General features: G+C 43.5%; 5 protein-coding genes. 1 reads left to right on the top strand and 4 read right to left on the bottom strand.

The window, feature by feature from the left end; all coding sequences use genetic code 11:
- Positions 1-17: 17 nt before the first annotated feature.
- The 4 genes from KUV50_RS14815 to clpB all read right to left on the bottom strand — a co-directional run bounded on the left by KUV50_RS14815 (position 18) and on the right by clpB (position 8,749).
- Positions 18-3,356 (bottom strand): SusC/RagA family TonB-linked outer membrane protein, encoded by a 3,339-nt coding sequence (locus KUV50_RS14815; protein WP_222580957.1) that lies wholly within the window; start codon positions 3,354-3,356, stop codon positions 18-20.
- A gap of 942 nt (positions 3,357-4,298) precedes the next feature.
- Complete coding sequence (locus KUV50_RS14810) at positions 4,299-4,874, bottom strand: RNA polymerase sigma factor (RefSeq protein WP_222580956.1); 576 nt, start codon at positions 4,872-4,874, stop codon at positions 4,299-4,301.
- A gap of 207 nt (positions 4,875-5,081) precedes the next feature.
- Entirely contained in the window at positions 5,082-5,909 is an 828-nt protein-coding gene (locus KUV50_RS14805; protein ID WP_222580955.1) for a DUF4412 domain-containing protein, read from the bottom strand.
- 182 nt (positions 5,910-6,091) lie between these two features.
- Positions 6,092-8,749, bottom strand: a complete 2,658-nt coding sequence (gene clpB / locus KUV50_RS14800) for an ATP-dependent chaperone ClpB (protein ID WP_222580954.1) — start codon at positions 8,747-8,749, stop codon at positions 6,092-6,094.
- A gap of 343 nt (positions 8,750-9,092) precedes the next feature.
- On the opposite strand from clpB, the gene KUV50_RS14795 reads away from it, so the two are divergent.
- On the top strand, positions 9,093-12,125 hold the full coding sequence (locus KUV50_RS14795; protein ID WP_222580953.1) for a hypothetical protein: 3,033 nt from the start codon (positions 9,093-9,095) through the stop codon (positions 12,123-12,125).
- Positions 12,126-12,163 lie beyond the last annotated feature (38 nt).

Genomic DNA, 12,163 nt, shown 5'->3' with positions numbered 1-12,163 from the left:
TATTATTCTTTTATCGTTTAAAAACTTAATTCCACACCGAAGGTGTACGTCTTCCCATAGGGGGTCTCCCATCCTCTCGTTGAATATTGATTCACTTCAGGATCAGCGAGGGGGTATTTGGAAAAAGTGAGCAGGTTACTCCCGTTAAAATAAATACGCGTGTTAGAAATTCCGGCTCTATTCACAAAAGCGGTGGGTAAATTATAGGAAAGAGTGACATTCTTGAGTCGCAAAAAACTGGCATCATATAAGTTTCTGCTACTAAATTGAATGGCATCCGTCGGATCAAATCCACTCAATTTGGGCAAACTGCCATTTGGATTTTCGACCGTCCACATATTATCGTATTCATATTGGGCTCTGATTCTTTCCCAGTAATAACCATCATCAATCACATCTTTGGAAGCACCATCATACAGATCGCCCCCGATTTTATAAATAAAGTTCAACCCTAGTGCAATGCCTTTGTATTCTACGTCCGAATTTAACCCGCCAAACACCTTTGGCGTTCCGTTGCCGGTAATAATGCGATTGGCATCTCTGAAGTTGTACGAAGCTCCCCGTCCATTGAACAAAAACTCGCCAGCTGATGGATCGTTCGGATCATTGACATACCAGGTATTCTTCCCATTCTCCGGATCAACACCAGCCCACTCATATCCATAAAACGCCAGGGTGGGCTCTCCTTCTCTATATATAAACTGTGCACGGGAATCTGACCCCGTGGGATCATACCATATAATATCAGCTCCTGTCTCTTCGCCTTCACCCCTATATAGTTTAGTCACCTTGGAGCTTATAAAAGAGGCATTTATATTGGCACTCCATCGCACTTCGCTGGTGTTCAATATATCACCTCCCAGAGATAGCTCCACCCCCCGGTTATTAATTTCGCCAACATTTTTGAGCGTAGAGCTAAAACCCGTCACTCTGGAAATGGGAACACTTTGTAGAAGATCTCTGGAATCGCGGCTAAAGTATTCGATCGTGCCATACAATCGCTGCTCAAACAACCCGTATTCCAGTGCAACATCCGTCGTATAATTTGTTTCCCAGGTCAGATTGGCATCTGCAATGGTACTGATTCCTCCACCTGCTTGTTCCACATAGCTGTTCCCATACCCTGTGAGTGATCGCCATCCAAAGTTCGTGGAAGGCAATGTTCCGTTCACCCCATAGGAAGCCCGCAAACGCAAAGCGCTGATTACCGACGCATTTTGCATAAAGTCTTCCCGATCCAATCGCCAGGACCCAGCCACAGAATAAAAGTTTCCCCAACGTGTTTCCGGTCCCAATCTGGAAGAACCATCCCTGCGGAAGGAAGCAGATGCATAATATTTTTCATCATAATTATATTCTGCTCTTGATAAGAAGGACTGTATCGCATTGCCCCATGAATAAGCAGATGCATCCAATTCACCCGCAGTAGCTACGGTAGGCAATGCACTGGAAGGCAAATCGTTCCCTGTAGAACGCTGGAAATCGGTGTTGTTTTTCTCTGCTTCAAATCCACCAAGAAGTCCAATTCGATGATTACCAAAAAACTTATCGTAATTTAATGTTGTGGACGATACTAACTTCGTAGAAGTAGTTGATAATTCTGACACGGTCCCATTTGAATTGGAACCGTTAAAATGGTTGGCACTGTAGTAGATGTGATCCTTTGTCCTCGTATTATCATACGAAAAGACCGATTTAAGGTTCAGTTCAGGCAGGATGTTAATGATCACGGTTTCATGCGGGGAGATTCGAAGTGTTCGACCACTATTGTCCCATTCATTATCATAGTAAACATTGTTCCGTCCATAACTACCATAGCGGGCAGTCCAGGGTTCTCCTGTCTTGTAATCGGTCGGCCAATACAACCCCCATAGTAAGTTCCGGGTTTGCAGATAATAATTACTGCTCAGGTTCCTGGTGTCATTGTACCCCGATAATTTACTACTGGAGATATTAATATTGGAAATAAAATCAATCCGTTTTCCTATTTTTTGCGAAAGATTGACCCGTCCAGTAATCCGGTCATACCCATTCACCTTGATCCTGTTCTGATCTTTTGTATAAGACAACGAGGAATAGTATCTCGTATTCTCATCACCGCCACTTACAGAAATATCATTGGTATTGAAAGTCCCTGTCCGAAAAAGAGCGTCCTCCCAATCAAAATAGGTGCCTTCCCGATTGACCATACCATCCGTCATTCCTCTTATATTAACATTCTCAGCAACTCCCAGACCGTCCGTTTCAAAATAATACCCGTGTTTGTTAAATTTGACATTGAGCCTGCGGAGCGCATCCGAATTGGCCTGCTCCAGAGATTTATCTCTTCCTGTATTGTAGTCATGAAATACCCTGTACAGCATATTGACATTCTGTTGGGTACCGGCAGGCTCGTAATTGTCGGTCGCCCAAGAAGGCGTAAACCCTACCGATGACCGCAATGTAATTTTCGGCTTACCCAATTTGCCTTTTTTGGTCGTTATAAGAACAACACCATTCGCTGCCCGGGATCCATAAAGTGAAGAAGCAGCGGCATCTTTTAATATGGTGATGGAAGCAATGTCCGAAGGATTTATGGAATTCATTACGTTGTTCGATGCATAAACGTAATCGCTTAATTGACCGGCATTCCCAGAGGAGACCGGTACTCCGTCAATTACATACAATGGTTCGTTGGATGCATTCATAGAACCTATTCCCCGAATTCGAATACTGGTAGTGGCTCCCGCCTGACCACTCGATGAAGCCACCTGAACACCAGGTGCTTTACCGGCCAATGCATTTTGAAAGGTGGTGCTGGGCACATCCTCTATTTCTTTTTGATCGATCACCGAAGCTGCCCCAGTATATGATCCTTTGGTCGAAGTCCCGTATGCGACGACAATAACCTCATCCAATCTCGATGCATCCTCCATCATCATCACATCAATCGTCGTCCGGTTATCGACCGGCACCATTTGCATCTTATATCCGATGTAAGAAAACATCAGCGTATCTGCCATTCCCGCTTCAATGGAATACCTTCCGTCAAAATCGGTCGTGGAGCCTTTGGTCGTCCCCTTCACCTGGATATTTACTCCGATCAATGGTTCACCCGTAGATCCAGTCACGGTTCCATTTATTTCAGCAAGTACTGATGATGTATTTGCATGTTCCACAGGATCTTCATTATGCGCCATAAGTCGCAGAGGATCCGGTGCTTTGGAAGCAAAAATAGGCTGATGACCTCCAAAAACAAATGCCAAAAGGGCAAGCACGGCATATACCTGCATTTTCTTGAAGCTGCCGTTTTTTCTGGTGATTCGGTGTGACTCACTGTGACCAGGGTGGTTTAAACTGGGTAGAGCATTTTTCATAAAAAATTAGTATTTCAATTGATAATACGCAATGAAATCTCATTGCAATTCCTGTCTTCTGGCAAAAATCAACCCACCACCTGAGGTCGCAACAGATGGATCGGGACCAACCTGTTGGGCTCATCCGGATGACTCAATTCTATAAATCACACAGACCGAGCTTGATCAAACTTTAGAATAAACTAGTCTGACATCCTTTATTTGCTGTGTTATTCAGGCATCAAAGCATGGTAGATCAATCCATATCTATTTTAAGGGCACTTTAAAATGGCCCACCCCCTAAAACAATATGTTATATTTTTATATTTTTTTAGGATACACTCTATAGAATTTCATTTGTTGTAAAAAAACCCCCGTATATTAGAAAAAAAAACTTTCGATGGCACAGATGTAATAAACTCGCTGATTTCAATTGGTAAATCATCTATTATAAGGTATCAGAAAATAATATGGTGAACCAAACCGGTAGAAAATAACAACTTCCCACTGAGTGTTGCGAATACAATGGCGCTTATTTCAATGAGACAACAAACCCAACAGTGAGAAATATTAATAAGACAATATGAAAGCGTTCTGCCCTGCACGTTTTCATGGCTTTTGATTTACCCCCCTGGCGTTGATTATTGAATTATACCGTTTGAATTCTTCATTGCCGCATACATTCCGAAATATTCTTCGATGCTCTTCGTCAAAAATACTTGGTGCAACACCAGCTTTACCTCCATTTTTTCCTCGACAATCTTTGAATATTTACAAAATCTTATACCGTGCAATATGCCCAATCTTGGAATTGAAGCAATTGATGCACTGCATATCATGCATCATAATATATTGACGAGGTGAATAAAGCGGGCTAACTATGCAATTGATTAGTGAACAATCCAAAAGCTATGCTACGCAATCATTGAATACGTCTTATTTTTTACGATGCCCCACGCAATCTTACAAGAAAAAAATCAACCAAAAAGTTAAATACCCCAGATGGCGCTTTAAACGCCGCAATGCAATGGTAATCTGATTCTCAACAGTTTTTTCAGAAATACCTAACCGTTCTGCAATCTCCTTATTGGACATGTGCTCAAAACGACTCAAACGAAAAATCTCCTGACACCGGGGTGGTAATTGTTGGGTAAAGTCCAGGATAACCTGTCTTAATTCTTGAACTTCCAATTCACGAAGCACCGTAGTCTGCTCATCCTCTACTCGTTCTTTCCAACCTTCTAACGCCGCCCTATGCAGCTTTCCCTTGCGAATCGCGTTTGCTATTTTGTACTTAACCGCAGCCCTGAGGTATGATTGGGTATTGGTCACAGACCATTTGTTTCTGTTCTCCCAAAACCAAACAAAGACTTCCTGAACGGCATCTTTACATACATCGGTGTTCTGCGTAACATAAAAAGCAGATTTATACAGATCTTCCCAATGCCGATAAAATAGTGTAGTAAAGGCTCCCCTGTCTCCACGGGAGATAAGCTTTAATAATTTTTCATCTTCAAAATTATTGTAAAGGTCGTTCACAATCATCATGGATTAAAAGTCCCCCTAAAGCTACTATATTTTTTTAATATAACAGAAATTCGTGGTGAAGTTTCCATCCGACACCATTAAGTATACTTCTCAATCACCATGACTTCCCTGATCCTGACCAAGCTCCATGCCCGGCCGCACAGCTCTGCTGACCTCAATTTCTTAGACTCTAACTCAGCCTAAACCTTACCCTCAACTTCAATAGGCATACGAGTACTCAGAAGCTTGAAAAGGAAAACTTCCTTCTTTGATCTCTTTCGTTCTGACATAAGACTTTTTATCATTTTTCTTTTTTATCATTTCGATCAGGATAGGATACCCCTCGTTCACCATCGGGTTGGCTACTTGTTGCTTTTTATCTACCATTTTGGACAACAAGGCATAGAACCCGGTATTGACATCGACCTCTTTGGTCAGCCAGATGTGCTGTATATATTCATCATCTTCCGTGATATACTCGGTACACTTATACCCATTAATCGTTTTGGTATTACCTGTTTTCTGGATCGAGTAATCGTCACTTTCTTGTTGCTTTTCGATTTCAGACGCAGCCATAGAGGAAATCATATCCATAGGAATAGGAATCGACATGGCAACATTCTGATCTTTTTCTTTGGTAAAAGTGGCCATATATTCCTTATCAAAATCCATCACCACGAAAGCATCTTCGCCCTTCTTGGAATCCGCTTCGCCCGTTTCATATCCAATAATAGAACCATCCGTCAAATAAGTAGTCATGGATGTTATTCTGCCCTTTTCATCTTCCATTTCCATCATGATCCGATATTCAAAATCATAGGAGGGGGGTAATTCATAACTGTTGATCCCGCCCATCATACCACCTATGAGTTGTCCCGCTCTTCTTCGGTTCTCATCGGCTTCTTTACGCTCTTCTGCAGTCATGGGCTCCTCCCCGTCCATGGCCCGGACGATGGAATCGGCTACTTCATCAATCTTTTTGTCGACTTCTTTTTCTACTTTTTTCTCCACGACTCTTTGGCCAAGCTTGTTCAGAGTTCTTTTCAAAATTTGTGCTTGACTGAGGGAAGGGAACTGAAACAGAATAAAAGCAAGGAATAGCAATCTCAACGGAAACTTCATAAGAAAAAGATTTATTTAGAATAAAAGATAAATTAACTGGCCGTCAAATATAAAAATTTCCCGACCAGTTGTATGTGTGGAACGCCCATCATCCACAAAAAATTCCATTACCTATCCTTTTCTGACTGGATGAGCGATTGCGCAGAATAACTAAAAAACTTATTATCCAGGCTAAATTTTAATCCGCCGGCATCCCCATCGACATATATTTTTTCACCGACTTCAAAATCACCGTCCAGAATAAGCATCGAAAGTTCATTAACCAGTTCTTTCTGGATCACCCGCTTTAATGGTCGTGCCCCGAACTGTGGATCATACCCCATGTCGGCAATCATTTCCATGGCATCATCCGTGATTTCGAGCAGCAATCCCTGCTTGTTAAGATTTTTTCGAACCTTCTGAATATGCAATCCCGCAATTTTTTTGATTTCTTCCAGTGTCAGAGGCAAAAACATAATTCGCTCATCAATCCTGTTAAGAAATTCGGGGCGCATGTTGTCTTTCAATAATTCGAATACTTCCAGCTTGGTAGTTTCCAGCACATCGCTCCTGTGTTCATCTCCGATCGACCTCAGATCTTCAAAGTTTTCCAGAATAATATCAGAGCCCAGGTTGGACGTCATAATAATAATCGTATTTCGGAAATTAGCCTCCCGGCCCTTGTTATCAGTTAAACGGCCGTCATCGAGCACCTGAAGCAAAATATTGAACGTATCCGGGTGCGCTTTCTCTATTTCATCCAACAACACAATCGAATAAGGTTTTCTCCGAACAGCCTCCGTCAACTGTCCCCCCTCATCATAGCCCACGTAGCCCGGAGGGGCTCCGACCAACCTCGAGACAGAATGCCTCTCCTGAAACTCACTCATATCGATCCGGGTAATCGCATTTTCATCGTCAAACAAAACTTCAGCCAACGTTTTGGCTAATTCCGTCTTACCCACCCCGGTCGGACCCAAAAAGATAAAAGAACCAATTGGACGATTGGCATCCTGCATACCCGCGCGACTTCTACGCACGGCATCAGATACAGCACGCACGGCCTCATCCTGTCCGATTAGTCGTTGTCCGATGTATTTCTCAAGATTTATTAATTTATCTTTTTCGCTTTGCAACATTTTCTGAACAGGGATTCCCGTCCAACGCGAAACGATTTCAGCGATATCATCAGCGGTAACTTCTTCGGTCGTAAACCGCTTCTCATCCTCCAGAGAATCCAGCTTGTCTTCAGCAGCCATGAGCTGCGCTTCAAGTTCTTTGAACTCTCCATACCGGATGCGAGCTACCTTTTCATAATCACTCTCACGTTCGGCCCGGGCAGCTTCCACCTCCAGTTTTTCCATCTTGCTGCGGACATTCTGGATGGCATCCACGATGTCTTTTTCATTTTTCCAGGTGGCTTTCAACGAATCCAGTTTTTCCTTGGCATTCGCCAATTCTTCTGAGATCACTTTTTGTTTACCTTCACTGCCTTCGCGCTTAATGGCCTCCCGCTCGATTTCCAGTTGCCGAACCTTCCGGTCCCATTCATCAATTTCTTCAGGAACGCTATCGAGCTCCAGACGTAAACGGGCAGCTGCTTCATCGATCAGATCAATAGCTTTGTCCGGCAGGTGCCGATCAGCGATGTAACGATCGGACAGTTCGGCTGCAGCGATCAATGCTTCATCCATGATCTCAATTTTGTGATACACTTCATATTTTTCCTGAAGTCCACGGAGGATAGAAATGGTGTCTTCTATGCTCGGTTCGTCAATCGTTACCGTCTGGAAGCGTCGCACTAAGGCTTTGTCTTTCTCAAAATGCTTTTGATATTCGTCCAATGTAGTTGCTCCGATGGTTCGCAGTTCACCCCGGGCCAATGCCGGTTTAAGAATATTCGCAGCATCCATAGCCCCTTGACCGCCACCGGCTCCTATCAGCGTGTGAATTTCGTCTATAAATAGAATAAACTCACCATTGCTTTCTTTGACCTCGTTAATAACCGCCTTGATCCGTTCCTCAAATTCACCTTTGTATTTCGCTCCGGCAATCAAAGCAGCCAGATCCAAAGAAAATATTTTTTTGGATCGCAAATTCTCGGGGACGTCCTGATTCACGATTCGCCAGGCAATACCTTCGACGATCGCCGTTTTTCCAACACCTGCTTCTCCGATTAAAAGAGGATTATTTTTCTTACGACGGGAAAGGATATGGAGAATACGTCGAATTTCTTCGTCCCGACCGATAATAGGGTCTAATTTTCCGCTTTCGGCGCGTTCGTTCAAATTCACCGTATATTTCTTTAGAGAATTGTATTGGCTGTCTGTATTCTGATCAACCACTGCTTTGCCTTTCCGAAGTTCTTTAATCGCTGCAATCAGCAAATCTTCAGACACCCCCAGGGATTTAAACAACTTGGCTGTCTTATCCGAACCTTCTACAATCGCCAACAGGATGACTTCCACAGAAATATACTCATCACTGAACTTTTTCATGCTTTTTTTGGCACGACTCAACACCTTGTTCGCATCGTTAGTGAGGTATTGTTTATCCGTTCCTTCTACTTTCGGGAAAGACTGGATATCATCTCGAATGGCTTTTTGTAATTCAGGCAGGCTGACTCCCATTTTATTGAATAAAAATTGAGGAATTTCTTTATCGACCTCCATGATCCCCGCGACAATATGAGCGGTGTCAACAGACTGCTGATCCAGTTCGCCGGCAATTTGCTGGGCGCGGAGGATTGACTCCTGCGCTTTTATTGTGAAATTATCGTATGTCATATTACTTTTTTTAAAACATATACTATCAAAATTAAAACCAAATGGGAAACATGCAGGGAAACAGGTAACTTTGTCAGTCTGAGCTGATAAAAGCTATCATTTTGTCAGCTTAATTTCTGTATTGCAGGATATTGTGTCGGGTGAAAAAATATAAGATTCTGTTAAAAATCGGATATTGCATTAAATACAATACAAAATACGTCCATGATAAAAACCAAATAACAAATATATATGTATATTAAATTAAAGAGCCCTCACCATAAGACACGACATACACTCGTTAAGAGTCCTTGAAAATAAAATAGATTTGGTCTTCCGGATCTATCCAAAAACAATCGCAACTATGAATCTTATCACCAAATCACTTCTCACCCTGGGGTTGTTCTTCACAATCTTCACCACGGGTTATAGTCAGTATTTTGGTAAAAACAAACCAAAATACGAAACTCAAAATTTCAGCATCCTTCAAACGCCGCATTTTGACATGTACCACTATTTACGCGATCGCGATCAGATCAATAAGATCTCACAGTGGACGGAGCAATGGCACAGCATGCACCAGGAAGTGTTTCGTGACACCTTTCCCACCCACAATCCGTTTATCCTTTACAATGATCATGGAGATTTTCAGCAAACACGAGCCATCGGTGGAAACATCAGTATCGGTACCGGTGGTGTTACAGAAGCCCTTAAAAACAGGGTTATTCTCCCAATCGCCATGACCAATCAGCAGACCTTTCACGTCATCGGTCACGAGCTGGTTCACGCCTTTCAATACAATATTATTCTCGGCGGAGACAGCACCGGTCTGCAAAATCTTCAAAACCTTCCTTTGTTTATGGTCGAAGGTCTCGCAGAATACATGTCCAAAGGCCCCAAAGACTCCCAGACCGCCATGTGGATGCGTGATGCAGTCAAACAAGGTACTATTCCAGGCATCAAAGACTTGACCAACCCTCGATTTTTTCCATACCGGTGGGGACAAACCTTCTGGTCCTTTCTGGCCGGCCGATTTGGAGATCGCGTCATCCGTCCGTTTTTCCAGGCGACGGGTGCCTATGGTTTTGACAATGCTGTCGCACTAGTTCTCGGGACGACGACAGACTCCCTGTCATCCGACTGGAAGCGAAACCTCAAAGCTTTTTACGATCCCTTTACAAAAAACAAAGATGCTAACCCGGCAGGCCGGGTGATCATTAATGAAAACAATGGGGGCCGCATGAACCTGGCTCCGATGGTTTCACCGGATGGTGAAAAAATAATATTCTTTTCCGAAAAGAGAGTGCTATCCACAGACCTCTATATAGCAGATGCAAACACCGGTAAAATCGAAGAACGGATTTCAACCAATGCCTTTACCGGATCCATTGACGACGTCGATTTTATAGAGTCTGCCGGCACCTGGTCACCCGATGGGGAACAATTTGCTTATGTGATAATCCAACGGGGCCGCAGTGTTCTTATGATCAAGAATAAAAAAGGAAATACTGTAAAATCCTTCGGACTGAAAAATGTCAGTAAGTTCTCTTACCCCGATTGGTCTCCGGACGGCAAATACGTGGTGGTGTCGGGATTGGAGCAGGGACAAACCGATCTTTATGAAATCAACCTTCGCACAGAACGAGCAAACCGGCTGACAAATAATACGTATTCTGAAATCATGCCGAACTACTCTCCGGATGGCAGCCGCATCTATTTTTCCACCGATGAAATCAGCTATCGACAAGGACGAACCGGAGCCAGTTGGAATTTTAATATCGCGCATTACGATCGGACCACGGAAGAAACCACCCACTTAAACAATTTGTTTCCAGGTGCAGACAATCTCAATCCGGTATCGGATAAAGAAGGAAATCTTTATTTCCTTTCAGACCGAGACGGATATCGCAACATGTATATGATCAATACCAATGACAGCAGCCTTTATCAGGTGACTGATATCGTGACCGGAGTCAGTGGAATCACGCCATTTTCTTCAGCAATCAGCGTGACCGATGACGGTCGAAAAGTATACTATAACTATTATACCAACAACAAATATCAAATTTACAGCTACACCCCGGATATTAGTAAAATGACTCCGGTCGATCCTTCTGACGTTGATCAAACAGCTGCATTATTGCCCACCTACACCCGACGAAGTCCGCAGATCGTTCAGCGAAACCTGAACACCCTCGACGAACAACCATTGATGGCGACCAGTGAATTTCACAAGGAAAAGTACAGACCAAAATTTAAACTGGATTACATCAGTGGCGGTGGTGGCGTCGGTGTAGGTATGGGAAATTTTATCGGAACGTCTACCGGATTAGCCGGTGGGGTGGATGCCATATTCAGTGACATCCTTGGCAACAATCAGATCTATAGTACGCTCGCACTAAATGGGGAAATTTATGACCTTGGGGCCCAGATACTTTACCGGAATCAAACCGGCAAAATTGGCTGGGGTGGCGGAATTTCTCATGTTCCCTTCCGATACAGTAGCTATCCGTCCTACATCCGTGATTCATTACCCGTCAACGGCGGGTCAATACCAGTTCTGGATTTCACCTATGACATATACCGGGTATTTCAAGATCAGATCAGTATGTTCTCTCAGTATGCTTTTAACCAGTCCATCCGCGTGGAAGCCGGTGGTGGTTACTCCCTGTATTACTATCGGACAGAACGATGGCACAACTATTACGATGATTTTGGGCGGATCATTTATCAGGATCGGGAAAAAGTAGAATCCCCGGATGGCTTTGGTTTGTTCAACGTTCAGACGGCTTTTGTGGGAGACAACTCCACCTTTGGATTTACCTCACCACTCAATGGTTACCGGTTCCGGGTCGGGGTCACCCAAAACTTTGGACACTGGAACTACCTGACCACATTGGTTGATTTGCGTAAGTATTTTTATCTTAAGAAGTCTTCGCTGGCGGTTCGTGCGCTGCAATATGGCCAGTATGGAGAAGATGCCAACAATAATAACCTGTCGAACTATGTCATTTATCCCACGTTTATACGGGGGTATTCCAACATCAGTAATGTCAAACTGGAAGAACTGGGGTTGACCAATAGTGTTCGCGGATCAAAACTTTTCGTCGGCAACGTCGAGTTCAGGGTCCCGTTCACCGGACCGGAGGAATTGGCTATCATTCCCACAGGGTTTATTTTGAGCCAACTGGCCCTCTTTTATGATGTAGGAACAGCCTGGTCGAGAAACAATCCCTTTGATGCACCCGAAGGGTTTGAGCCCAAAATACTCCAGAGTGTGGGAGTCGCTTTACGGGTCAACTTGTTTGGTGCCTTAATTCTAGAGCCCTTCTACGCCAAACCATTGATCGACGGTGTCAAAGGTTCTTTTGGATTGAATTTTGTGCCGGGCTGGTAGACTAGGATTATAAGATTGATAAGATTTAATAGAATTTG

This window comes from Membranihabitans marinus (assembly GCF_019802045.1).
Taxonomy (GTDB): Bacteria; Bacteroidota; Bacteroidia; order Chitinophagales; family Saprospiraceae; genus Membranihabitans; species Membranihabitans marinus_A.
Note: the sequence above shows the minus strand (reverse complement) of the source record. Positions and strands in the feature narration are given on the sequence as shown.

Excerpts from the sequence above, each read along its gene's own strand:
- clpB (WP_222580954.1), bottom strand. The coding sequence starts at position 8,749 with ATGACATACGATAATTTCACAATAAAAGCGCAGGAGTCAATCCTCCGC.
- KUV50_RS14795 (WP_222580953.1), top strand. The coding sequence starts at position 9,093 with ATGAATCTTATCACCAAATCACTTCTCACCCTGGGGTTGTTCTTCACA.
- KUV50_RS14815 (WP_222580957.1), bottom strand. The coding sequence starts at position 3,356 with ATGAAAAATGCTCTACCCAGTTTAAACCACCCTGGTCACAGTGAGTCA.